The 23,444-nt window shown below is 42.6% G+C and carries 21 protein-coding genes and 2 tRNA genes; 7 read left to right on the forward strand and 16 right to left on the reverse strand.

The features are described 5' to 3' along the window. Positions 1-389 precede the first annotated feature (389 nt). Positions 390-539: a hypothetical protein gene (locus ACVBIL_RS15900; protein WP_447167941.1), complete on the reverse strand. Its 150-nt coding sequence runs from the start codon at positions 537-539 to the stop codon at positions 390-392. Positions 540-1,038: 499 nt separating this feature from the next. On the opposite strand from ACVBIL_RS15900, the gene ACVBIL_RS15905 reads away from it, so the two are divergent. The 5 genes from ACVBIL_RS15905 to rimI all read left to right on the forward strand — a co-directional run bounded on the left by ACVBIL_RS15905 (position 1,039) and on the right by rimI (position 3,516). Further along, the gene (locus ACVBIL_RS15905; protein ID WP_447167942.1) at positions 1,039-1,989 is read left to right on the forward strand and encodes a glycoside hydrolase family 16 protein; all 951 of its coding nucleotides are present in this window, start codon (positions 1,039-1,041) and stop codon (positions 1,987-1,989) included. A gap of 139 nt (positions 1,990-2,128) precedes the next feature. Continuing rightward, positions 2,129-2,205 (forward strand) — tRNA-Trp (locus tag ACVBIL_RS15910). 196 nt (positions 2,206-2,401) lie between these two features. Further along, a tRNA-Trp gene (locus tag ACVBIL_RS15915) sits at positions 2,402-2,478 on the forward strand. A 253-nt stretch (positions 2,479-2,731) separates the two neighbouring features. Then, the gene (locus tag ACVBIL_RS15920; RefSeq protein ID WP_447167943.1) at positions 2,732-3,079 is read left to right on the forward strand and encodes a hypothetical protein; all 348 of its coding nucleotides are present in this window, start codon (positions 2,732-2,734) and stop codon (positions 3,077-3,079) included. A gap of 26 nt (positions 3,080-3,105) precedes the next feature. After that, positions 3,106-3,516, forward strand: a complete 411-nt coding sequence (gene rimI, locus ACVBIL_RS15925) for a ribosomal protein S18-alanine N-acetyltransferase (protein ID WP_447167977.1) — start codon at positions 3,106-3,108, stop codon at positions 3,514-3,516. A gap of 80 nt (positions 3,517-3,596) precedes the next feature. Here rimI and lipA read toward each other — a convergent pair whose 3' ends face one another. The 14 genes from lipA to leuS form a co-directional block, all read right to left on the reverse strand. After that, the gene (gene lipA / locus ACVBIL_RS15930; RefSeq protein ID WP_447167944.1) at positions 3,597-4,562 is read right to left on the reverse strand and encodes a lipoyl synthase; all 966 of its coding nucleotides are present in this window, start codon (positions 4,560-4,562) and stop codon (positions 3,597-3,599) included. Then, positions 4,555-5,214 (reverse strand): lipoyl(octanoyl) transferase LipB, encoded by a 660-nt coding sequence (lipB, locus tag ACVBIL_RS15935; RefSeq protein WP_447167945.1) that lies wholly within the window; start codon positions 5,212-5,214, stop codon positions 4,555-4,557. Before lipB ends, lipA begins: the two co-directional genes overlap by 8 nt. A gap of 94 nt (positions 5,215-5,308) precedes the next feature. Continuing rightward, positions 5,309-5,575 carry a DUF493 family protein YbeD gene (ybeD, locus tag ACVBIL_RS15940; protein WP_447167946.1) on the reverse strand — a complete coding sequence of 89 codons (267 nt, stop codon included), beginning with the start codon at positions 5,573-5,575 and terminating at the stop codon, positions 5,309-5,311. Positions 5,576-5,866: 291 nt separating this feature from the next. Then, positions 5,867-7,039, reverse strand: coding sequence for a serine hydrolase (locus ACVBIL_RS15945; protein WP_447167947.1), 1,173 nt, complete (start codon positions 7,037-7,039; stop codon positions 5,867-5,869). Between the two features lie 104 nt (positions 7,040-7,143). After that, positions 7,144-7,926 carry a septal ring lytic transglycosylase RlpA family protein gene (locus tag ACVBIL_RS15950; protein WP_447167948.1) on the reverse strand — a complete coding sequence of 261 codons (783 nt, stop codon included), beginning with the start codon at positions 7,924-7,926 and terminating at the stop codon, positions 7,144-7,146. Next, the gene (gene mltB / locus ACVBIL_RS15955; RefSeq protein ID WP_447167949.1) at positions 7,913-8,911 is read right to left on the reverse strand and encodes a lytic murein transglycosylase B; all 999 of its coding nucleotides are present in this window, start codon (positions 8,909-8,911) and stop codon (positions 7,913-7,915) included. The genes ACVBIL_RS15950 and mltB overlap by 14 nt, the downstream gene beginning before the upstream one ends. A gap of 115 nt (positions 8,912-9,026) precedes the next feature. Further along, positions 9,027-10,133 (reverse strand): rod shape-determining protein RodA, encoded by a 1,107-nt coding sequence (gene rodA, locus ACVBIL_RS15960; RefSeq protein ID WP_447167950.1) that lies wholly within the window; start codon positions 10,131-10,133, stop codon positions 9,027-9,029. Next, positions 10,130-11,986, reverse strand: a complete 1,857-nt coding sequence (gene mrdA / locus ACVBIL_RS15965) for a penicillin-binding protein 2 (RefSeq protein WP_447167951.1) — start codon at positions 11,984-11,986, stop codon at positions 10,130-10,132. Before mrdA ends, rodA begins: the two co-directional genes overlap by 4 nt. An 84-nt stretch (positions 11,987-12,070) precedes the next feature. Continuing rightward, on the reverse strand, positions 12,071-12,541 hold the full coding sequence (gene rlmH / locus ACVBIL_RS15970) for a 23S rRNA (pseudouridine(1915)-N(3))-methyltransferase RlmH (protein WP_447162497.1): 471 nt from the start codon (positions 12,539-12,541) through the stop codon (positions 12,071-12,073). Then, positions 12,541-12,870, reverse strand: a complete 330-nt coding sequence (gene rsfS / locus ACVBIL_RS15975) for a ribosome silencing factor (RefSeq protein ID WP_447167952.1) — start codon at positions 12,868-12,870, stop codon at positions 12,541-12,543. Before rsfS ends, rlmH begins: the two co-directional genes overlap by 1 nt. Positions 12,871-12,968: 98 nt before the next feature. Then, positions 12,969-13,619, reverse strand: a complete 651-nt coding sequence (nadD, locus tag ACVBIL_RS15980) for a nicotinate-nucleotide adenylyltransferase (protein ID WP_447167953.1) — start codon at positions 13,617-13,619, stop codon at positions 12,969-12,971. A gap of 14 nt (positions 13,620-13,633) precedes the next feature. After that, positions 13,634-14,665 (reverse strand): DNA polymerase III subunit delta, encoded by a 1,032-nt coding sequence (gene holA / locus ACVBIL_RS15985; RefSeq protein WP_447167954.1) that lies wholly within the window; start codon positions 14,663-14,665, stop codon positions 13,634-13,636. Further along, positions 14,665-15,159, reverse strand: a complete 495-nt coding sequence (locus tag ACVBIL_RS15990; protein ID WP_447167955.1) for an LPS-assembly lipoprotein LptE — start codon at positions 15,157-15,159, stop codon at positions 14,665-14,667. The genes holA and ACVBIL_RS15990 overlap by 1 nt, the downstream gene beginning before the upstream one ends. Before the next feature lie 34 nt (positions 15,160-15,193). After that, on the reverse strand, positions 15,194-17,773 hold the full coding sequence (gene leuS / locus ACVBIL_RS15995) for a leucine--tRNA ligase (protein ID WP_447167956.1): 2,580 nt from the start codon (positions 17,771-17,773) through the stop codon (positions 15,194-15,196). A 111-nt stretch (positions 17,774-17,884) separates the two neighbouring features. Here leuS and ACVBIL_RS16000 point away from each other — a divergent pair, with 111 nt between their 5' ends. Next, positions 17,885-18,385 carry a zinc ribbon-containing protein gene (locus ACVBIL_RS16000; protein ID WP_447167957.1) on the forward strand — a complete coding sequence of 167 codons (501 nt, stop codon included), beginning with the start codon at positions 17,885-17,887 and terminating at the stop codon, positions 18,383-18,385. A gap of 52 nt (positions 18,386-18,437) precedes the next feature. On the opposite strand, the gene ACVBIL_RS16005 is transcribed toward ACVBIL_RS16000, so the two are convergent. Next, the gene (locus ACVBIL_RS16005) at positions 18,438-19,979 is read right to left on the reverse strand and encodes an EAL domain-containing protein (protein ID WP_447167958.1); all 1,542 of its coding nucleotides are present in this window, start codon (positions 19,977-19,979) and stop codon (positions 18,438-18,440) included. 87 nt (positions 19,980-20,066) lie between these two features. Between ACVBIL_RS16005 and ACVBIL_RS16010 the strand changes: the two genes are divergently transcribed. Continuing rightward, complete coding sequence (locus ACVBIL_RS16010) at positions 20,067-22,937, forward strand: EAL domain-containing protein (RefSeq protein WP_447167959.1); 2,871 nt, start codon at positions 20,067-20,069, stop codon at positions 22,935-22,937. Positions 22,938-23,444: the final 507 nt, after the last annotated feature.

Genomic DNA, 23,444 nt, shown 5'->3' on the forward strand with positions numbered 1-23,444 from the left:
CCGAATATATGGGTGCAATGAACTCTTCTCAAAATTGATATCAAACATCTTGCAAACTGGATGGGTCCATATATGCCAAGGAGAGGCCTTGGCGGTCACCACTGCTACGCGCTGCAAGATTGCAATGTACTTCGTACATAAAACGCAACCTCTCCGCCCCCATGTGTTCGCTGCGCGAACCGATTCGGTCATTTCCAGGCGCCACTTTTATTTTCACTTTTGTAAAAGTGAAGACAAACAGTATTCTCGAAAGAGAAGCGATAAAGCCCGTTGCTAACGCAACGGGCTTTTTTCGTATAGTCACTGACCAAAATTGTTCCAGACAATTTTTGGCTCTTCCTATATCCATATAGGTCGCGTGAAAAGAGCGACTCCCAACGTCGAGTCGATTATTGCTCCTGCATAATCGACACTTCCGCCATCTGATGTTTAGGGTTAACAAATGCCTTGGTGGCATGGATGCCAAGGAAAGGCCTTGACGGTCGCCCGCCGCTAAGCTTAGCCAGAAACTGCATCCATGCGTTTCTGGCATTCGGCACATCTATGTTCCCCTGGTGATTTTTAACGTCTGTAATTTGTTTAATTATGAGTTGACCTAAATTACTCCATGCACTTACAGGTGCTTCCCTTAGCCATATAGGTTGCTTATAACCCCCTAGGTCACAGCACTCTACCTCCTGAATCCATATCATCGTGTATCAGTGGAACTTCCCACATCGATTTTTAGGGCCAACTCAACCATGATGAAATGGGAGGTCATGAGAACCTCAAAGAACCGTGCAGATCGTGGTTATTAGTCATTTTATAAGAAGATTTGCGACTAGAGATTGGTTTAGCTATTCACTTAAACATAGATAAATATAAAGCCATATATAAAGCGATAGTTTAGATCGTTTCAAGAGGACTATTGTTGACTAATTTCGATACTGCTAGCTCAACGAGAAGTATACGAATACGACTAATGGCTGATAACAACTTCAAATGGATGATGATAGTTTTGACAGCGCTGTCATGAACTCTAAAGGATATGGAAATCAGATGAACAAGTTTAAATGCTTTTCAATTTTATCGCTCTCAATAGCTATGGGGGGCGCTAATTTTTCGCTGGCTAACAATTCACATGCTATTGGTGATCAGGTTTTTTTCGATGATTTTAGTTACACCAATATAGAGAGTTTTAACAGCAATGGTTGGAAGGTGAGAACTGAAACTGGCCATCCAGGTATTGCTGGAGCAACGTGGTCTGGGGAGGGGGTAAGTTTTCACCCTGTACTTAAAGAGGCTAATAGCGGGGCGATTAGAATGAGCTCTGTTACGGCTGGTGAAGGTGATAATACCCGGCATACTCAATTTTGCCATAAGCGTAAGTATTTAGTGGGGACATACGCAACACGTGTATTTTTTAGGAATGAGCCGACTTATGGACCCGATGGTGATGAGGTTATTCAAACTTTTTATGCCATCAGCCCTTTAGAATACCCACTCGACCCTAACTATAGTGAAGTTGATTTTGAGTATTTGCCCAATGGTGGTTGGGGAAGTGATAGCTCGCCTGCCATGTGGACGACGACCTGGGAAACTTTTCAATTAGCACCTTGGACCAAAGTTAATGAGTATACCCGTAAGGAAGGAAGCTATGCGGGCTGGCGAATACTGGTTATGACGGTAGAGGATGATGAGGTTAACTACTATGTTGATGGAGATCTGATCTCGACCCATTCTGAAAAGGTTACACCAGAGCAGCCAATGTCGATTAATTTTAATTTATGGTTTATGCCAAAAGGGGCTGATGGCTCAATTGGACCTGTTGACTCTGATGAATTAAGAGAATATCAGCAAGATATTGATTGGGTGTATCATATTGCCGATGAGATCATTACTTCAGAACAGGTATTAATAGAAGTGGCTAACCTTCAAAAGCAACGTATTAAGCATATTGATGGCGTAGCTGATATGTCACCAGCCTTACCTTCTCCTTGCGGCTTGTAAGCTTGATATAATGGGATGTGCCTTAGACGTTAATGGTTAAAGCATGCACGAGTTGATGGGAAAATGTGCACTCGTTAGCCTTTGAGGTAAATAATACTTTACCTTTTGGGCAATATTAAGCAGAATCAGTGTCCTCAACAGGGGTGTAGCTCCAATTGGTAGAGCGCCGGTCTCCAAAACCGGATGTTGTGAGTTCGAGTCTCCCCACCCCTGCCAAATTAGAGAAAGCCGAGCATTAGCTCGGCTTTTTTGCATCTGCGGTTTATCGTTTCAGTTATAACGTTTTTTGTGTTAATTAAGGCTCTGGATGTCACTAGGCTTTGCTTTTGTCTGAAAAAAACACACTTGATGGGCTTTAAATAAAAAAAGCTTTACCTTTCGGGGCTGATTACGCATAATCCGTTTCGTCAACAGGGGTGTAGCTCCAATTGGTAGAGCGCCGGTCTCCAAAACCGGATGTTGTGAGTTCGAGTCTCCCCACCCCTGCCAAATTAGAAAAAGCCGAGCATTAGCTCGGCTTTTTCGCATCTGCTATTTGGCATAATGTGCCTTTCGTTTTGCTCTATTTCTTCACTGAATGCCACTCACTGATATTGTCGATAGCTTATTAGTCTTGATAGTAAAAGCATCTAGCTCAGTGCTACATTGTTTCTGCGCACTCGTCTAAACTGTGTTACCTAATAGAGGACTAACTGCTATGCTAGCCACTCTAACGTTATTATCCCCCTTTGAATGAGTCATGATGGAAAAAAGTGCTTACCTAGATGCCATGGGCATTACTCGCTGGAAAAAAGCCATTCCCCAAACTGATATGGTTACTATTCTAGTAAACCCTTTACGGATTAAAGATGTCGATAGCCCTATCATTAGTACGGTACTGAGTTTACTCGGAGTCGATTTAGCCGTTTGCCGTTTCGCTGTTAGGGCTGAATCGGGCGCTAAGGTGATCTGGGATATGCGTGGTAAGCAAGCCGTGACTAATGATAATACCTTAGTTTCTGCACCTATCAATGAGCTAGAGGCTAATGCTGAGGCTAAAAAGACGCTGTGGCTGAATATGCAGCCTTTTATGGCACGAAAGGATATTTAGTGGTAATCATACAGCTAAACGATGAGATGTCTGCTCAGATGGCTGCTATAGCGGTTAATGCGCATAGCCACCCAATGAGTGAGTCAACAATAAAAAGTTGTTTCGGTCATTTGTATAGTAATTTCGGCCTGTTCGATGGCGATAAGCTTTGTGGTTTTGCTATTTTGCATCAGATATTTGAAGATGCGACCTTAATGGATATCTGTGTGGAACCCAGACTGCAGGGCAAAGGTTACGGTAAAATGCTGTTAAAGGCTGTAATCGTCGAGGCTAAAGATAAAGGGGCTGAGGTATTACTGTTAGAGGTTCGTCAGTCTGCGATTGCTGCAAGAGAACTTTATGAGAAAGTTGGCTTTAAGCAAACGGGTATTCGTAAAGGTTACTATAAATCGGATACTGGCACTGAAGATGCTGTATTGATGCAGCTAAGCTTTTAAACGCCTTTGTAGTCAATAAAAATAGCGCCTAATTAGGCGCTATTTTTGTCTTAACTTATGCTATCGAGCGCGAGGTTAATTTACTTAACTTCTTTACCTTGAGCCTGAAGATCTGCATGGTAACTTGAACGTACCAATGGACCACAAGCTGCGTGAGTAAAGCCGATGCTTTCAGCAAGCTCTTTTAGCTCATCAAATTCAGCTGGTGAGACATAGCGCTCTACAGGCAGATGGAATTTAGATGGCTGTAGATATTGACCTAAGGTGAGCATCTCTACATTGTGAGTTCGTAGATCATGCAGCACTTGTGCAATCTCTTCGTTAGTCTCACCAAGACCCATCATCAGACCCGATTTAGTCGGAATGCTAGGGTGGCGCTCTTTAAACTTCTTCAATAGGTCTAATGACCATTGGTAGTTCGCACCTGGGCGAGCCTTACGATAGTGCATAGGCGCCGTTTCCAAATTGTGGTTAAACACATCTGGTGGCTCAGTCGCCAAGATCTCAAGCGCTGCATCAATACGACCGCGGAAATCAGGAACGAGGGTCTCAATCTTAATTTCTGGATTCAGTAAACGGATCTCGCGGATACAATCGGCAAAGTGCTGGGCGCCACCATCACGTAGATCATCACGGTCTACAGAGGTGATTACCACGTACTTAAGCTTCATATCTTTGATCGTTTGTGCAAGCTTCTTTGGCTCTTCAGCATCAGGTCTTAGTGGGCGCCCATGAGCCACGTCGCAGAACGGGCAGCGACGGGTACAAATAGCACCTAAAATCATGAAGGTTGCTGTGCCATGGTTAAAGCACTCTGACAGGTTAGGGCAAGAAGCCTCTTCACAAACTGAATGTAAACCGTTTTTACGCAAAGCCTGTTTGATCTCGGTGATGCGCTGGTTGGAAGCGGGTAGCTTAACTCGCAACCAGTCGGGCTTTCTTAGCATGGTGTCACGTTCAGATGGCACCACCTTAACAGGGATGCGTGAAACCTTGTCTGCGTCTCTAAGTTTAACGCCAGGTTGTAATCTTTCAGGCCTATTCATATGACTCTGGTAATCCTTGGTGGTGAACTAGCTTATCTAAACCGAGTTCTTGGCTGAGGGTTTCAATTAGTTGCAGACCTGCTTCTTCGACCGTTTGTGGTCCGCCGAGCTGTTTGCACTGGATCATTTCCATGCCAGCGTAACCGCAGGGGTTAATACGCTGAAATGGCGACATATCCATGTCGACATTGAGGGCCAATCCGTGGAAAGAGCACCCTTTACGGATCCTAAGACCGAGTGATGCGATTTTACGCTCTTCAACATAAACGCCAGGCGCATCTGCTTTCGCATAAGCTTCAATCTGATAGCGCTTGAGCATATTGATAATGCTTTGTTCAATATGGGTGACAAGCTGGCGTACACCCACCTTGAGCCGCTTTATATCGAGAAGAGGGTAGACGACAAGCTGGCCTGGGCCGTGATAGGTCACCTGACCACCGCGGTCAACCTGAATTACCGGGATATCACCAGGATTTAGGATGTGCTCACTCTTGCCTGCTTGGCCTTGTGTGAATACTGGCGTATGTTCAACAATCCAGATCTCATCTTGACTGTTCTCATCGCGATTATCGGTATAGTGTTGCATCGCGTGCCACACTGATTCGTAATCTTGTTTACCGAGATGACGAATATGCAAAGCGTTATCGTACAAGGGCAACCTCTCCCCTCAAATATTTGTGCGGGCTATTATACGCTTCAAAATGATAAATGTAATACGGATCACATTTATCATTTATGATTAATATTTATAGTACGCGTTTAACGCCTTCAATCGCAGCAAGTTCGGTGTAAAGTTTCTCGATCTGCTCTTTACTTGTAACGGTTATACGTATGGTGACCGAATTGTAAGTGCCTTTGCTCGACACTTTTGTTGTTGGCGTATAGTCATCTGGTGCCAAACTTTGGGCAACGGCTACGACACGATCAGCTAGCGTATCGCTTGCATCGCCAACGATTTTAAATGGAAAAGAAGCTGGGAATTCCATTAATTCATCAAATTTAGTATCTAACATTTTTCACTCTCATAGATTGCAATAATCATAATATGGTGACGATTATACCTAATACCAAGCTAAATAAATATTTGATCACTCTTGCTGGCTCAAATTCGAATCGCTGTGTAATGAATTCTGAAATGAGAAGAATGAGTTAACGGTTATTCATTGCTTAATATGGCAAGTGTCATTTAGTCATTATTGGGTCAATGACAATTTGGTTAGTATGGCTCAAGTTCACAAGGTTTGTTTAGCTATCAAATGCAAGAAGCCACCTTGCGGTGGCTTCTTTTTTGTATACAGTATGGTTTAGCTAAACCAGCCTGCAAACATCTGCTTAAAGTAATCCATTAATTGGCTAAACCAGCTGCCTTCATTCACTTCTTGTAGCGTGACAAGTGGGAACTGAGCGATATCTTTCCCGTTTAACTGGAAGTAGATACGACCCACAGTCTCGCCTTTTGCAATTGGGGCGTTAAGCTCTTTAGTCAGTTCAAAGTTAGCTTGTAGGTTTTTAGCTTGGCCGCGGCTAATGGTGATAGGAGTATCTGTTACAACGCCTAGGTCAATCGTTTCACGGTCGCCATACCAGATTTTTTGGGTAACGAAAGTGTCACCAGCTTTGTATGGTGTAACGGTTTCAAAGAAACGGAAACCATAGTTAAGTAGCTTCTTACTTTCTGCCTTACGTGCGGCTTCACTCTTGGTGCCCATTACAACAGAGATTAGACGCATACCGTCTTTAGTCGCTGAGGTCACTAAGTTAAAACCTGCACCTGAAGTATGGCCAGTTTTAATGCCGTCAACACTTAAGCTCTTATCCCATAATAAGCCGTTACGGTTGTATTGCTTGATACCGTTGTAGGTAAAAGATTTCTCTTTATATACTGCGTATTCATCTGGTACATCACGAATAATTGCTGCGCCAAGAATCGCCATGTCATAAGCGGTACTTTTGTGATTGTCGGAGTCTAAACCATGGCTGTTTTCAAAGTAGCTATCTTGCATACCTAGCTGCTTAGCCCATGAATTCATTAAGTCTACGAAGCCATCTTCAGTGCCAGCAATATGCTCAGCCATAGCAACACAAGCATCGTTACCCGATTGGATAATAATACCCTTGTTTAGATCTTCAACAGAAACCGTTTTACCTACTTCGATAAACATTTTAGAAGAATCAGGGAAGTTTTTAGACCAGGCCTTTTTGCTGATGGTCACTTCATCGGTTGGTGCAATGTTACCGACTTTGATCTCATGACCGATAACATAACTTGTCATCATCTTGGTCAAACTAGCTGGGTTTAAGCTTTCATAAGCATTTTCTTCAGCAATGATTTGTCCAGTATTGTAGTCCATAAGCACATAAGCTTTGGCGGCAACAGTGGGTGCATTAGGGGTAACGACAGGCGCTGCTTGTGCTGACAATACGGAGACAGAGCTCGCTAGCAAAAGCATTTTTATAGGTTTGTTCAGTAAATTCATATTAATAATGCACGTCTTAATAGTTTAGGTATGAAGAAAGTGTAATTCCCACGAGTATAACATTAGTCGACAATGGAATTCAGCCTAGGTTCATTAATCTTGGTTCATTCAGTAAGCAGGTAACTTTGAGGGTAACCTTCTTGTTTGAGCTTTTCTGTTAGCTTGTTTGCGAGTTGCTGTTGGCCAATAGGGCCTAATTGCAACCGATACAAGTTGTTTGCGCTTTGAACTCGGCTGTTAACTTGGTACTTTTGTTCTAGGCTAGTGGCTAAGCTCTCTAAACGTTTCTTGTTAGATGATGCTACAACTTGAATATAGTGAAGTTCAGTACCTTTTAACTCTGCAAGGGCGGTCGATTCAGGATCGGCAATATAGATCACTTCGAGGCTCACGTTCGCGGTACCTGTTTTTAACATGTCGAGGCGGTGCGCTGCTGCATAAGACAGGTCAATAACTCTATCTGCGTGAAATGGCCCTCTGTCGTTGACGCGGACGATAACAGTCTTATCGTTTTTTAGGTTGGTAACCTTTACATAGCTAGGCAATGGCAGCGTTTTATGGGCTGCAGACATCGAATACATGTCGTAGGTTTCACCGTTTGAGGTAAGGTGACCATGAAACTTAGCGCCGTACCAAGATGCAATCCCTTTTTCCGCGTAGCCAGCACCAGAATCCATGACCTGGTAGCTTTTACCTAATACTGTGTAATTCTTTTTATTCCCCCCACGGCTATATGGCTCATATTTAGGGTGAGCATCTTCAACTTTAGTGACATCTGGGGCTGATGTTGGCGCTTTATCGTCATCAAGTTCATAGCGACCACCACTAGAGCATGCTGCTAATGTGGCTGTTAAGAATAGAATGGCAAGGGTATTATTGCGCGACATAAGCTTTTTTTAATTCCTGACTAAATTGGTAAACTGCCATGGCATATAAAGGGCTGCGGTTATAACGAGTGATAACGTAAAAGTTTTTCAGGCCTAGCCAATACTCATCATGGTCGGCTTGCTCAAGCTTAACCACGAGTGCTGGCTGTGACACATCGAGATCCATCGACTGAGCAAGTGCGACATTGGGTGAGAGGATATCTGCAACCTTATAGTGTAGCTTCTCACCAGACCATGTTTTTACTGTATCAGGTAAGTCTTTATTTAACGTTAATTGCAGTGTTACCGGCTGGTCTTTCTGCCAACCATGCTGATGGAAATAGTTAGCGACGCTGCCAATAGCATCGGTCGTACTATTTAATAGATCGCGACTACCGTCATTATCAAAATCCACCGCGTAATGGCGATAGCTAGATGGGATAAATTGACCAAAGCCCATGGCGCCGGCATAGGACCCTTTTAGACTATTAAGATCTAACTGTTCCTCTTTAACTAAAGATTGCAAGTTGGCAAATTCGCTACGGAAGAATGTGGCTCTTGGTGGGTAATGAAAACCTAAGGTGTAGAGTGCATCTTTGACGGGATAATTGCCCATATAGCCACCGTAGAAGGTTTCGATACCGATAATGGCTACGATGATCTGTGGGTCGACATTAAATTCTTTCGATGCTTTTTCGATCGTGTCGGCATGTTCTTGCCAGAAGGCTAGGCCTGCATCGAGGCGTTTTTCGGTAAGAAATATTGGATAATATTGATGCCAAGGTTTAGCTTCCCAAGGTTTAGTCATCGCATCGATAACGGCTTGGTTGTATTCGGCATTTGCTATGAATGCTGCCGTTTCTTGGCTATCAAATCCCTTATCGCCCTGGCTGTTAATAAACTCGGCCTTGAGCGCTTCAACGTCGATCTCTGTGGTCGCAGCTACAGCTGAACAAGACAGTAGTGTTAATGCCAAAGGCGCAAAAATACGGTTTAAAAGCGTCATCTATTGGACAATCCTTAGTGGTGGGTAAACATTACGGTAATGATTCGAATACGCCATAATGCCTCCGTAGATTAATTGTTTATTTGGTGTCGCACTTTTCAATCGTGTAAAAATGCTATCTGTCGATAAAGCGTCGGTGAGTGTGGATACTCATTAAGATGCCAAACCCAGTCATCAATGTCAGCATCGACGTTCCACCATAACTGATTAGAGGCAAGGGTACACCTACAACAGGTAAAAGACCTGAGACCATACCAATGTTTACAAAAATATAAACGAAGAAGGTTAAGGTGATGCTACCTGCCAATAGGCGAGCAAAACTGGTTTGTGCGCGCGAGGCGATAACTAAGCCACGACCGATGACATAAAGGTATAGTGCAAGCAGACATAACGCACCGATAAGCCCAAACTCTTCGCCAATAACGGCAAAGATAAAGTCTGTGTGGCGTTCGGGTAAAAACTCTAGTTGAGATTGGGTTCCCTGTAGCCAGCCTTTGCCCCATAATCCGCCAGAGCCAATGGCAATCTTAGATTGAATAATATGGTAGCCAGCCCCTAATGGATCTTTCTCAGGGTCGAGCAAGGTCAACACGCGAGTACGCTGGTAGTCATGCATCAAGAAAAACCATAGTACAGGTAACATTGCCAGTGCGCTGCCGATAAAACCACCCACAATTCGCCAACTCATGCCTGATAAAAACAGTACAAAAATACCCGATGCAGCGACCAAAATAGAGGTCCCTAGATCCGGCTGCTTGGCAATAAGTATGGTCGGTATCAACAAGATAATTCCGGCCCCTGCGAGATAGCGCTTCTTTGGCGGCAGTGGGAATTTACTGATATACCATGCCATGGTGATCGGAAAGGCGAGCTTAATTAATTCAGATGGTTGAAACTCCATAAAACCTAGGTTCAACCAGCGCTGCGCACCTTTATTGATCTCTCCAAAAAAGTGCACTCCAATCAATAAGATGATCCCAGTGATATAAATAGGAAACGCCCAACGCCTTAGTACTTCTGGGTTTATCTGTGCGACTGTAAACATCACCAATAGCGATAAGCCCATGCGAAATAATTGACGGTCCATCAATGCTAGGTCTTCACCGCCCGCAGAATAGATAACAACAAGTCCAAAGGCCATTAATGCAAGAAGGCCTATTAGCAGAGGTAAGTCTATGTGCAGACGCTGCCAGATGTTTGGGCGGTGGTTATGTGTGCTCATTTGGTTTTATTCCACGAATCTCGTAATAAATACTCGTCAAGCAAGGCTCGTGCAACAGGGCCTGCATTTACGCCACCCCAACCGGCGTTCTCTATTACAACGGCGAGTACTATTTTAGGGTTTTCATAGGGGGCGTAAGCAATAATTAATGCATTATCACGTAGGCGTTCATCGATGTTTTCGGCATCGTACTCTGCATCTTCGGCAACACTAAATACCTGCGCGGTACCTGTTTTCATTGCTGCGGTATAACGAGCATCAGTAAAGCGGGACTTATGGGCGGTGTCTCGCATGGCTTCGTTGATGATGTCCCAGTTTTTAGGGTTTTTCAGCTCGATTGGTGGTAGCTCATCGGCCGGAGTGTCTATCTTTGCTGTCCGATCTTGAATCGATTTAAGCATGTGTGGCACAAAGCGGCGGCCCTTGTTCGCTAGAATCGCAGTTGCATTGGCAAGCTGTAATGGCGTAGTGGTCCAGTAGCCCTGACCAATACCGACTGAGATGGTATCGCCGATATACCAAGGTTGGTTGTAGCGCAGACGTTTCCAATCTTTAGAAGGCATAATGCCTGCAGACTCTTCGAAAATATCTACGCCAGTACGTTCACCAAATCCAAATGGCTGCATAAAGTTAGCGATGGCATCGACACCTGTCTTATAAGCTAAATCATAGAAGTAGGTGTCACAAGAACCAACAATGGCGCTGTTCACATCTACCCAGCCATGGCCCCAACGTTTCCAGTCACGGTATTTGCGTTCAACGCCTGGGATCTGCCAAAAACCAGGATCCCAAATACGTGTCTTAGGGGTAACGGTTTTGTTTTCCAAACCGAGTAGCGCTAAGTGCGGCTTAACGGTGGACGCTGGTGCATATTGCCCCTGAGTCGCACGGTTGATCAGTGGGCGCGATTTAGAATTCAGTAGCCCGTTATAAGCCTTGCTGCTAATACCATGGACAAATTGGTTTGGATCGTAAGTTGGACTTGAAACCAGCGCTAGGATACCCCCATCGCGAGGATCGATAGCCACAACAGACCCTCGTCTGCCGTTAAGCAGTTCCATGGCTTTTCTCTGAAGGTTCAAATCTAAGGTTAGGTAAATATCTTGTCCGGGGACCGGGGCTTCAGACTTTAATGTACGAATGGTGCGGCCACGGTTATTAACCTCCTCTTCGAGGTGACCTGGCTTACCTAACAACATACTTTCGTAAAATTTTTCAATGCCTTGCTTACCAATATCTTTGGTCGCAGCATAGTTTGCCCACAAATTATTACGTATGAGCGAGTCTTGATCTCGACTGTTAATTTTACCCACATAACCAAGCGCGTGGGTCATTAAGCCATTGTGCGGGTAGTGACGCTTTAGACCCGCATCAACAGAAATACCTGGAAAGCGATGTTGGTTAACACTGAACTTGGCAACTTGCTCTTCGGTTAACTTGTTCTTTATCGTCAGAGGTTTAAAACGGCGGTGATACTTAAGTGCATCAAGCACGTTCTCTTTGTCATCAGCAGACAAGTCGATAATTTGACTTAGTTCATCTAAGGTGTCGCTGACATTTTTAACTTTTTCCGGCACCATTTCTAATGAGAAGAAAGGTTGGTTTTCGGCAAGTAACTGGCCGTGACGGTCATAGATTAAGCCACGACTCGGCGCCACAGGTACCACACGAATACGGTTGTCGTTAGAGCGGGTCTCGTAATCTTTAAAAGAGGTAATTTGCAGGTTATAAAGGTTAACGAGTAATAAGCTGAGCAAGATAAAGACACATAAGAAGGTAAACAGGGCACGACTCTTAAATAGCGACGCCTCGGCCGCATGGTCGTTCATGGTTATGCGTTTTCTTGGTGACACTTACATTTTCTCCTGCATAAAAAAGGGTACCAAACACATATCCTAATCCTGTTTAGGTCAGTCTAACTCAATATGTTGTCGATATTATTCTCTATGGTAAGGGTGATTATTGTTAATGCTCCAGCCACGATATAGGCTTTCGGCAACAATCACACGCACCAAAGGATGGGGTAGGGTTAAGGCTGATAAGCACCAGCTTTGTGCTGCGGCTTTTTTGCACTCAGGCGATAAACCTTCTGGGCCACCAATTAACAAGCTAACATCGCGGCCATCGAGTAGCCACTTGTTCATTTGCTCTGCTAATTGCGGTGTTGTGAGGTTTTTACCTGGTAAGTCTAAGCTGACGATATGATTCCCTTTCGGGATCGCTGCCAACATTAACTCGCCTTCTTTTTGGAGAATGCGAGCTATATCGGCATTTTTACCGCGTTTGCCAGCAGGGATTTCAATTAATTCAAGCGCCATATCTCGAGGAAAGCGGCGCTGATATTCTTTGAAACCTGTTTCGACCCAATCTGGCATGCGGGTCCCAACTGCGACTAACTGAATCTTCATTACTCTGGTTTTTCTGACCAAAGTTTTTCAAGCTGGTATAGGTCACGAATTTGGTCTTGCATTACGTGCATGATCACATCGCCTAGGTCAACTAAAACCCACTCGCTACCTTCACGGCCTTCGACGCCTAAGATAGATAGACCGGCACGCTTTGATTCAACCACTAGATTTTCAGCGATTGCTTTAACGTGTGTTTTTGAGTTACCCGTACATACAACCATAAAATCGGTGATGTTTGATTTCTCTGATACGTCTAATACAACGATATCTTTTGCTTTAAGGTCTTCAACCTTATCGATTACAAATTGCTTTAACTCTGCGCTTTCCACGCTGGTACCCCATTAATTTTAAGACAGCGCGATAGTATAGCAGTATTTCAGATCTAGATTAATAGTTCTGAATAGAAATATCTGTATTTGAGTGCAGTTTAATCTGTAATCGGTGAGGGCGGAGCTTGATATAGCTGGTTACGTTGGATGTAATCTTGAATTGAGGCGGGCAGTGCAGAGCTTGGTATCAGCCCTTGCATGAGCTGCTGACGTACCTGCGTCGAAGAGATATCTTGCTCTGTGATATCTAGGATAAAGATTTTTCCTGTATTTTCAAACGTTGGCTTGCCTATGTCATGTTGGCGTGGCGTTAAAATCGATTGCATAGGATCGTCAGCGCCGAGTTGCCAGCCTGGGCGCTTGCAGACGACGATGTGGCACAGGTCGAACAGCTGTTGCCATTGATGCCATTTAGTAAGATTTAAAAATGAGTCCATGCCCATAATGAAATAAAACTCGTGCTGAGGATGTTGCTCAGTTAACTTGGCTAACGTCATCGCAGAATAGGAAGGGGTTTCGCGTTTAGCCTCAATATCACAGAGTGTAAACTGAGGCTGTTCATCGCAAATAAGCTGCGCCATGGCGAGTCTATCTTCTGTGGAAACATGGGTGCCGGGTTTGTGCGGTGGAATATGGTTTGGCATAAGCCAAACCTGGTCCAACTTAAGTTGCTGTTTTACTTCAAGTGCTGGGCGTATATGACCAAAATGTATTGGGTCGAAGGTGCCACCTAAAATGCCAATTTTCATGCTCAAGACCTATATTAGTCTAATGCTATATGGGCGAGTTTTGTGTGCGCCTTTGCATCGAAAAGTAGGCTGATATGACTTAGTCCCGTCCAGTCCTCAACACCTTGCTGTTTAAGCTTAAGCTCAATAGCAGATGTGCTGGCAAGCAAGGTTTCGACATGATTTAATTCGAGACGGTTAAGTGCATTTTGGTAAATGGGCTTACGTTTATCCCAAATACGCAATTTACCCCAAAGGCTTTGCAGCGACTCTCGGTTGTTTTGTGCCGTTTTAAGTTGCAGCAACACAGCGAGCTCTTTAAATAACGACCACAGGATAATCGGCATTGCAACGCCCTCGCTTTTAAGTTGCGAGAGAATATGTTGCGCTTTGTCTTGCTGGTTGTTAAGCATGGCATCAGTTAATTGAAACACACTGAAGCGTGATTGATCTTCAAAGTACTGACTTAACTGATCGCAATCAATGGGGGCTGTAGGGCTTAAAAGCTGTAACAGTTGCAGCGCCTGATCTGCGGCTAACAAGTTGCCTTCGTAAAGTGCAAATAGCATCTCACGAGGATCCCGTGCTAATGATAAACCATAATGCTTGATTCGCCCGTCTAACCAACGCTGAAACTGCGCGCCTTCAGGTGTGGTGCAAGGTACATAAATACCTTTAGCATCGAGTACCTTAAACCATTTGCTCTTGGTTTGCTCCGTCGCAAGCTTAGGGCCCGTTAAGATCAATAACACATCTGGATTATCCATTTGCATTAGTGATTGCAACATTGTACTGCCGTCGCTGCCAGGTTTTGCTTGGGGTAGGGTTAACTCGATAATACGACGGCTTGAGAATAAGCTCATCGCTTGCCACTGTTCAAACAATTCGTTCCAGCTAAACCCTGTTTCTTGGGTTAATTGAATTTTCTCTTCAAAACCTTGGCGTTTAGCTTCAGTAAAGATCGTGGCGCGGCTTTGCTCGCATAACCATGGGTCATCACCAAAAATAAGGCAGCACTGTGGTAATCGAGCAAGCTGGTGCGCTAACTGATCTGGGTAGACCCGCATCAATTAACCTCTATCGCAGCCAATTTTTGAATAATTTGATCTGCAGCTTGAATACGCATTTCTTTTAGCAAAAGCTCCATTTCTCGGTTTTTTGCTAATGCGGTGCGAGGATCATCGAGATAATCACGGTGAATCGCGACATCAAAGCGTTGAGATTCTGCATCTGGCAGCTGTACTGCAAAATTGACCTGATAGATCAATTCATATTCAGCTACGTTACCCGTTGGGTAGATAGACAACGTAGAGCGGTCGAGTGAGTCACTGATCAGGCGTAATGCCGGAATATCGTCGCTAGGCTCAACTACGGCAATACTGTTTAAGCGTAGGCGCTCTCTCACTAAACGTGTGAGTTCGCTATATTCATCTTGACTGCTAAGACTTAAGGTTTGTAGCTGCTCAGGAATAGAGTAGCTACCTTGTAGTCTAAAGCCGCAACCGGCACTGAGCAAAACGCTCAGTGCCAAGGTTGCTAAAAGTATGCGTTTAATTAGCATAAGCTTTGTTTTGTCTTCCTTGGGTTTAGAAGGATTAGTTTGCTACGATGTTGAGCAACTTGCCCGGTACGTAGATAACTTTACGAACAGTTTTACCTTCGGTGTGTTTAACCACGCCCTCTTCGGCCATGCCTGCTGCTTCAACTTCTTCTTTGCTCGCATCTGCCGCAACGGTGATTTTTGCGCGCAGTTTACCGTTAACTTGAACAATGATGAGCTTGCTGTCTTCAACTAATGCTGACTCGTCAACTTCTGGCCAAAGTACATCTTCAATTGCACCTTGGTTACCAAGATCGTTCCATAGTACGAAACACGTGTGTGGAATGATTGGGTAAAGTAAACGGATAACTGCATTCAAGGCTTCTTGCATTAATGCCTTGTCTTGCTCTGTTTCAGCAGGCGCTTTTTGTAGGCGGTTCATTAGCTCCATGACAGATGCGATAGCGGTGTTGAACATCTGACGACGCTCAATATCATCACCCACTTTTGCAATGGTCTTGTGAAGTTCACGACGTAGCTCTTTTTGAGCTGCGTTAAGTGACTTAACGTCAAGTTCAGCGGTAGGGCCAGTTGCAATATGGTCGTGAGCGGTTTTCCACAAACGCTTAATGAAGCGGTGTGCACCTTCAACACTAGACTCTTGCCATTCCAGAGTCAGCTCTGGAGGAGCGGCAAACATCATAAATAGACGAACAGTGTCTGCGCCGTACTTATTAACCATCTCTTGTGGGTCGATACCGTTGTTCTTAGACTTAGACATCTTGCTCATACCGGTGTAAACCAGTTCATGACCTTCGCTGTCTACTGCTTTAACAGTACGTCCTTTGTCGTCAGTCTCTTGGACTGTAACGTCAGATGGAGCAACCCAAACGCGAGCGCCTTTCTCATTGTTATAGTAGTAAGCATCAGCCAATACCATACCTTGAGTCAGAAGACGTTTAGCGGGCTCATCTGAGTTGACTAGGCCTGCGTCACGTAACAATTTATGGAAGAAGCGGAAATACAATAGGTGCATACAAGCATGCTCGATACCACCGATGTATTGATCCACTGGCAACCAGTAGTTCGCCTTTGCAGGATCAAGCATTTGATCAGCATGCGGGCTACAGTAGCGCGCGTAGTACCAAGAAGACTCCATAAAGGTATCGAAAGTATCTGTTTCGCGGAACGCTTCTTCACCGTTAACGGTTGTTTTCGCCCACTCTTTATCAGATTTGATTGGGCTTTGAATGCCATCCATTACTACATCTTCAGGCAAAATTACTGGCAGTTGATCTTCTGGTGTCGGAATAACCGTACCATCAGCCAAAGTGACCATAGGGATTGGTGCGCCCCAGTAACGTTGACGCGAAACACCCCAGTCGCGTAGACGGAAGTTAACCTGACGCTTACCTTTGCCTTCAGCTGTTAGCTTGGCATCGATTGCATCAAACGCTGCTTGAAAATCTAAACCATCAAACTCGCCAGAGTTAAATAGCACACCTTTTTCAGTGTAAGCCTCTTCGCTGATATCGACTTCGCTATCTACAGGCTTAACGACGGCTTCAATGTTTAAGCCATACTTCTTAGCAAATTCATAATCACGTTGATCATGTGCTGGAACTGACATGACTGCGCCAGTGCCGTAATTCATCAGTACAAAGTTACCCACCCAGATTGGCACTTCTTTACCTGTGATAGGATGGATAGCGTTTAGACCTGTAGCAACACCTTTCTTCTCCATCGCAGCCATAGCCGCTTCAGTGGTATCAGCGTTTTTACACTCTTCGATAAACTCAACTAATGCAGGGTTATTCGCCGCCGCTTGTTCAGCTAATGGGTGCGCTGCAGCAATCGCGACATAAGTGACGCCCATGACCGTATCAGGACGAGTGGTATAGATGTCAAAGCTCTGGTTGCTATCAGCAACCTGGAACGTCATCTCGATACCTTCACTACGACCAATCCAGTTACGCTGCATGGTCTTAACTTGCTCAGGCCATTCATCTAACTTGTCGATGTCGTTAAGTAGTTCTTCGGCGTATTCAGTGATTTTAATGAACCACTGTGGGATCTCTTTTTGCTCAACCGTAGTATCACAGCGCCAGCAACAGCCGTCGATAACCTGCTCGTTGGCAAGTACGGTTTCATCGTTTGGACACCAGTTAACAGAAGCGGTTTTCTTGTAGACTAGGCCTTTCTCATAAAGCTTAGTGAAGAACCACTGTTCCCAGCGATAGTATTCAGGTGTACATGTGGCGATTTCACGTGACCAGTCATAGCCAAAACCTAGCATTTTAAGCTGGTTTTTCATGTAATCGATATTTTCGTAAGTCCAAGGTGCTGGCGCGGTGTTATTTTTGATAGCCGCGTTTTCAGCTGGCAGACCGAAAGAGTCCCAACCGATAGGTTGAAGCACGTTTTTACCTTGCAGACGTTGGTAACGAGACACAACATCGCCTATGGTGTAGTTACGTACGTGACCCATGTGCAGTCGACCCGACGGATACGGGAACATAGAAAGGCAATAGAACTTTTCTTTGTTTGCGTCTTCGGTAACTTCAAATGTTTTGGTGTCTTGCCAGTGCTGCTGCACTTTAGCTTCAATTTCTGAAGGAGTATATTGCTCTTGCATCAATCTATTTCCGGCTATTGTTTGATCTAGCGCTATTTCAGCGCGAGTGATATAGACATAGAATAAACTAGAAGTGCGTCATTAAAAAGGTTCGTTGAAGGAGTATTTACCATGAGTGAACAAAGTATTGAGCTACTTTCGCTATATAAGGCACTTATTGACCAATTGCAATCTCAATATAACGATGATAACTCTTTGACTGTAAAGAGTTTGTATGCGCAAATGCAAAGCTGTAAAGAATACTTGGCTATAAAACAGCAGGCGAAGCAAGAAGAGCTCGCTTTAGTTGAACAATTTTTAAAACGTGACATTGCTAGTTTCTTACAGGAAAAAAATGCCACTGACTTGAGTCATAGCCCAACGGTTATTACGGCTGAGAGCACCTTATGGCATTGGTTAGGTGAAATAACCGATCGTAGCCAAGTAGAATGGCATGAAGTGGCGCAAGATTTTAAGCACCATGGTTACTATAAAAGTGGTGAGATTGTCGGCCAAGGCACTATGGTCTGCACTGCTTGTGGTCACGAGGCCGAAATAGAATTTCCTGATATTTTATCTGATTGCACTGAGTGTGATAATGATGAATTTACTCGAGAAGCGTTGGCGCCTTAGTGGTTATTGTTAACTAATGGGAGTCTTTAACGGCTCCCTTTAGATTCTCTTATTAATCTGGATATAGCTGATTTATTTGAGTGTATGGCAAAGTGTAAAAGTCTTGCTTATGGTCCTTGGATAGTAACAGTGACAAAGATTGTGCTTTGCCATAAAGAAATCCCTGCTGGAAAATAATACCAATTTCTCGCAGTGTATCTCTATGGGATTCTTTACTTACACCTTCAGCAACGACACGGATATTGTTTTTATGGCAAAAGTTCACGACACTCATTAGAAAATCGTAGTTTTTTTTATGGTTGACGTTTTCTACTATACTCCTATCGATCTTAATATAATCAATTGGCAATGTAAGCGTGTCATAGATACTGGCCTGACTACTACCAAACCTGTCAATCATAAAGCGATAGCCCATTTTTTTTAGTTTTTTAATCGCCTCATTAAGCGCTCCTCTAACATCAGCATTTAGTTTCGATTCAGCGATCTCTATAATAATGTTTAGATTGTTAATCGATGCATGTTGTCGCCATATAGGGTGCTTAGCATACTTAATTATTGAGCCCGGGAGCATATTAATACTGTACGTATTACTTCTGAGGTAAACCCCTTTATCGTTATATTCCCTTATCGTTGTGAAAGAGAACTTTAATAGCTCAAAGCATATTTCATCATCTAGATACTTGATGCAATCTGGAGCTTGGTCATTAGCATTATTAATGCGACAAAGGCATTCAAGCGATGTCAGCCTTTTGTTGGTGATGTTTATTATGGGTTGGAATTTTATACTTATTGCTTTTTTTGAAATCATTTCAAAAAGATATTGCTTTGATAGTTTGCGTAATGTTGATAGTGAGAGTGTACTTTTAAGATATAGGTTTATGATCAAGAATAGTGAAAACCATAAAATAATAAATGAGAACAAAGCCATCTTCAGCTCTGATGAATTCAAATATATTCCCCCGTCTTTTGAAAATTTGAAACTGTTGTTATTTGATAATGAAGCAAGCTTAAGTTCTTGTGATATACCTGAATCTATGTCTACTGGATCGCTTGGTAAGTAGGTATTGAATAATCGGTTCTGCTTCATCCAGCGAGTTACGTAGCTACTTTTTAAACCAATTTTATAGGTGTTCTTGCTCTGTATTATGAGATTCAACTCTAATCCTAATTTGCTGTATTCGACGATAAAGTAGAAGGATTTGCTGACGCTACTTTGAGGCTTAGACACTGTTACGTCATAAACAGGCGGATAATTCCGTATCAAAATTTGTTCAATTGTTAGCGGTGGCGCAAGGTTGTTCTGTTGTTTTTTTATATCAGCGACGGCACCGTTTATCATTCTATTAACTGTTGAAATCTCACGATAATTGGATACGATCATAACAGTGATGGTAACAGTGGTAATGACAATACTCGTTAATAAAGAAAGTATTAGCGATTTGTTTTTGATAGATCTATTTATGTATGTTTGGAAATTAGACGGGGTTTTCATAACTAGAGATACCGGGATGTCGTTAGTATTATTTAAACATAAATCTTGGGCTTTCTTAAGTATGGGAAAATATTTTCCTGGGATAGTTTTTAAAGGTGGCAATTAAATTCCTATTTCTATGGAGGTAATGTAATTATGTTAACGTATTTATCAATATGAGAGTTTGACTTTATTTGTGTTGTTGTGATTATGTTTGATATCTGTGTTTATACGGGGGCGTTTTTATATAACGCCATGCTTAAGTTTATGCGTAACTCAACGATGAGTTTATGCTGTAGCATCTTATTGTTAATGACGATAGGTTGTAGTTTGCAGGTTTATGCTGAAGATTCGACGGTACGTGTTGGGCTTGTTGGTTATAGTAGCGAAGGAGGTAAAGGCTCTGCTCTAGACCGGTTCATACTCGCACGGCTAGAGGAATCACTAACATATAAATTAGAAGTCACTCTATTTAAGAGTAAGCTTGATGCAACTCGAGCGCTTGCTTTAGGAACAATCGACTTAATTCCTGATCTAGTTCCGAGTGGAGAAGATGATATTCACTTCAGTCTTCCATACTATGAAAAATCTGCTTATGTTTATAGCCATAAGCCAATTTCAAATCCAAACCAGCTAACGGGAAAACGGTTATTTGTTGAGAAAGGTAATCCGACAAAAGAGTTTCTAGAAGTCTACTTAAGCTCTTATAAAGTGTCGGCCGATATTGTTGAATCGGACACTCTAGAGATTTTACTTGGTACAGGTGTCAATGATGATGACTGTTTAATAGTCGCCTCTAGTAGTAAGTTGTTTCAGTTTGCCTCAGAGTACTATGCCCTTGAACTTGGTTTTTTAGGTGAAGTGGTTTTTGGTATTTCTCCTCTTAGGCCGGAGCTAGAGCATGATCTTAATCGACTGATTAAAACTGGTAAGTTGAAAGATGATCTTTTTAGGTACAGCAGCGAAATGCTTGCAGATCTTAAACAGGTTAGGGTGTTAAGCCAACTTACTGAAGTTTCACGCAAAGTTATTCAAGATGAGTTTTATGTATTGGTTGATAGTGATTACGCCCCGTATTCTTTTTGGAGCGATACTAATCAGCATCACTCTGGCTTGCTAGTAGAGATAGTGCACCAGTTAGGTCGTTATTTTCCCAATGGTTTAAACGTGATCGAACGTAAGGCTGACGAACAGAACTGGAATCTGATCATAGATAACTTTGATTCGAATATTGCAGATCTGGTTTTAGTGAGCGGCGAGAGAGTTAGGGAGTCTGGTTTATTTATTTCTCGACCTCTATTACCTCTTGATATATCACTTTTTAAGGATAAATCTAAGTCCTATGAAGAGCCTTTGCGCATTGGAGTCATTGAGTCCGATGTGGGTCATGAAATTGCTATCAACTTTATAGATAGTTATGAGGACTTTGGTTATAGCTTACATTTATTTGATAATGTAAGAGGATTAAAAGAAGCGTATAGCAAGGGGGCAATAGATGCGCTAATTCATAATTCGAAATTCAATAGTCTTTACTTCGGTGACTCGAATCGTATTTTAGCAAGAGATTATATCTATTTTGCCTCAAGTAATTATAAGTTGATAAATGCTATCGATGAGCTACTGCTCTTTAGCAACAATAGAGCTCAGCTTTCAGAAGAGTTAATACGAGAAACTGCAATTAATAGTAATCGGCTCGATACCAAACTTGTTGAGGAGAATAATCGATTAAAGCGGCAGACATACTTATATATGATTGTGATTTTTCTCACCTTATCAGTTAGTTATATTTTGTATCGATTCCATAAGAAAAGTAAGTTAAATGCGATTTATGATCCACTAACTCATGTAAGAAATCGAAGAAGTTTCTATGAACGTCAGAAGAGCATGGCTTTACAGCCTGCTATTTGCATTATTATAGATATTGATGACTTTAAAGCTATTAATGATAACCACGGTCATAAGGTTGGAGATGAGATTCTAATCTATTTTGCTCAGGAGTTAACTCGTAGCTTTACCAAAGGATGTATTTTTCGCCTATCAGGTGATGAGTTTTTTATATATATAGCCAAAGAGTCATTTTGCGTAGCAGAAAAGCTAGAAGAATTACTAAAACGCTGCATGTTAGGGGTGCGTGGACACTCAAGATTGCCTAAATTTAGTTTTAGCGTAGGAGTCTACAATAAACCGGCTAGGAAAAGTGATTGGTACGAAAAGGCTGATATGGCGATGTATGTGTCTAAATCCTTGGGTAAAGGTAAAGTTAGTTACTTTGATAGTAAAGTGGCAGCAAGCTATATGCGCAATCAGTATATTGAGTCAAACATTGAGTTGGCAATTGACAATGATTTATTATCAATCGCCCTGCAACCTAAAGTTGATAATCACACTGGAAGAGTCGCTGGAGTAGAGGCGCTTGCGAGGTGGCATACTGAAGAGTATGGTTTTATTAGTCCTATTGAGTTTATTAGTGTCGCTGAGACATTGGGTATTATTGAAAAACTTGATCTTTATATAGCAAAACTAACTATCGCAGCCGTAAAAAAGCTCGAGTTGAAGAATAAGTTACCCGTTAACTTCCAGGCTAGTTTTAATTTTTCTTTAGATACAATTGCAGCTCCAGCTACTGTAAATATTCTACTCGATATTGTAAATACCTATAATGTCAGCCCGGGTTATCTTCAGATTGAAGTTACAGAAACTCAGCTTTTACATGAAAAGAACGACATTGCAGCTAGCTTAAACTTCCTCAAGAAATTAGGTTTTTCTATCGCTCTAGATGATTTCTCTACAGGGAACTCATCGATTCGGCACCTTGCATTATTGCCTTTTGACAGTGTTAAGCTAGACAAAGAACTTTTGTCGCTTAACGAAGAGTTCTGCGGTGATTGCTCCTCTTATTTTTCATCTGTTGTAGAGATGCTGCGCCAGTTTAAGCTTAAGATTGTTGCTGAAGGGGTTGAGACAAAGGAGGAGCAGGAATATATGAAGCAAAATGGTATCGATTTTACTCAGGGATATTACTATTTCAAGCCCATGCCACTGGATGAATTAGTGTTGTTATTTGAACGCGAAAAGAGATAAGCGTAATGTTCCATTTAAGGTCGGTTTACAGGGCCATCTATAATGAAGCTCGGCGCTTTTTATGTGGTTCAATTGGATTTAATTAGTGGAGTTTAGAAGCGGTAAGATAATGTCTATCTTACCGCTTCTACGTTGTAGTATGTAGTCAAAATTATTCATTAAAGTTTCTATTGAGTGAATAGTATCTTTCGGTCGGGTGGACCTTCGCTAGCTGCTTATTAAACTCAATCATTTCACCAACACAGATACTTAGCCAATGAGATAAATCTTCGGTTCCGGTAACAATCCTGCTAATCGATTTTTCTTAATAAAAAACTAAGGGGAAAGAGTTTTTTAATTGAAGGGTGATCCCTTTGTAGCCCAATTTTTTAACGGTTCTAGCTATGACATCACACTCTTCGTCTAGTTGAGTATTGTTGTATTCGAGTTGATTTTTCTCTATTCGATTCACTTTTAAATAGCTTTTATGGTGTAACTTTGATTAATCATCGTACCTAATGCTTGTTA

Source organism: Shewanella sp. 125m-7, from assembly GCF_052977045.1.

Excerpts from the sequence above, each read along its gene's own strand:
- ACVBIL_RS15905 (WP_447167942.1), top strand. The coding sequence starts at position 1,039 with ATGAACAAGTTTAAATGCTTTTCAATTTTATCGCTCTCAATAGCTATG.
- ACVBIL_RS15920 (WP_447167943.1), top strand. The coding sequence starts at position 2,732 with ATGGAAAAAAGTGCTTACCTAGATGCCATGGGCATTACTCGCTGGAAA.
- rimI (WP_447167977.1), top strand. The coding sequence starts at position 3,106 with ATGTCTGCTCAGATGGCTGCTATAGCGGTTAATGCGCATAGCCACCCA.
- lipA (WP_447167944.1), bottom strand. The coding sequence starts at position 4,562 with ATGAATAGGCCTGAAAGATTACAACCTGGCGTTAAACTTAGAGACGCA.
- ybeD (WP_447167946.1), bottom strand. The coding sequence starts at position 5,575 with ATGTTAGATACTAAATTTGATGAATTAATGGAATTCCCAGCTTCTTTT.
- ACVBIL_RS15945 (WP_447167947.1), bottom strand. The coding sequence starts at position 7,039 with ATGAATTTACTGAACAAACCTATAAAAATGCTTTTGCTAGCGAGCTCT.
- ACVBIL_RS15950 (WP_447167948.1), bottom strand. The coding sequence starts at position 7,926 with ATGTCGCGCAATAATACCCTTGCCATTCTATTCTTAACAGCCACATTA.
- mltB (WP_447167949.1), bottom strand. The coding sequence starts at position 8,911 with ATGACGCTTTTAAACCGTATTTTTGCGCCTTTGGCATTAACACTACTG.
- rodA (WP_447167950.1), bottom strand. The coding sequence starts at position 10,133 with ATGAGCACACATAACCACCGCCCAAACATCTGGCAGCGTCTGCACATA.
- rlmH (WP_447162497.1), bottom strand. The coding sequence starts at position 12,541 with ATGAAGATTCAGTTAGTCGCAGTTGGGACCCGCATGCCAGATTGGGTC.
- nadD (WP_447167953.1), bottom strand. The coding sequence starts at position 13,619 with ATGAAAATTGGCATTTTAGGTGGCACCTTCGACCCAATACATTTTGGT.
- holA (WP_447167954.1), bottom strand. The coding sequence starts at position 14,665 with ATGCGGGTCTACCCAGATCAGTTAGCGCACCAGCTTGCTCGATTACCA.
- ACVBIL_RS15990 (WP_447167955.1), bottom strand. The coding sequence starts at position 15,159 with ATGCTAATTAAACGCATACTTTTAGCAACCTTGGCACTGAGCGTTTTG.
- leuS (WP_447167956.1), bottom strand. The coding sequence starts at position 17,773 with ATGCAAGAGCAATATACTCCTTCAGAAATTGAAGCTAAAGTGCAGCAG.
- ACVBIL_RS16000 (WP_447167957.1), top strand. The coding sequence starts at position 17,885 with ATGAGTGAACAAAGTATTGAGCTACTTTCGCTATATAAGGCACTTATT.
- ACVBIL_RS16010 (WP_447167959.1), top strand. The coding sequence starts at position 20,067 with ATGTTTGATATCTGTGTTTATACGGGGGCGTTTTTATATAACGCCATG.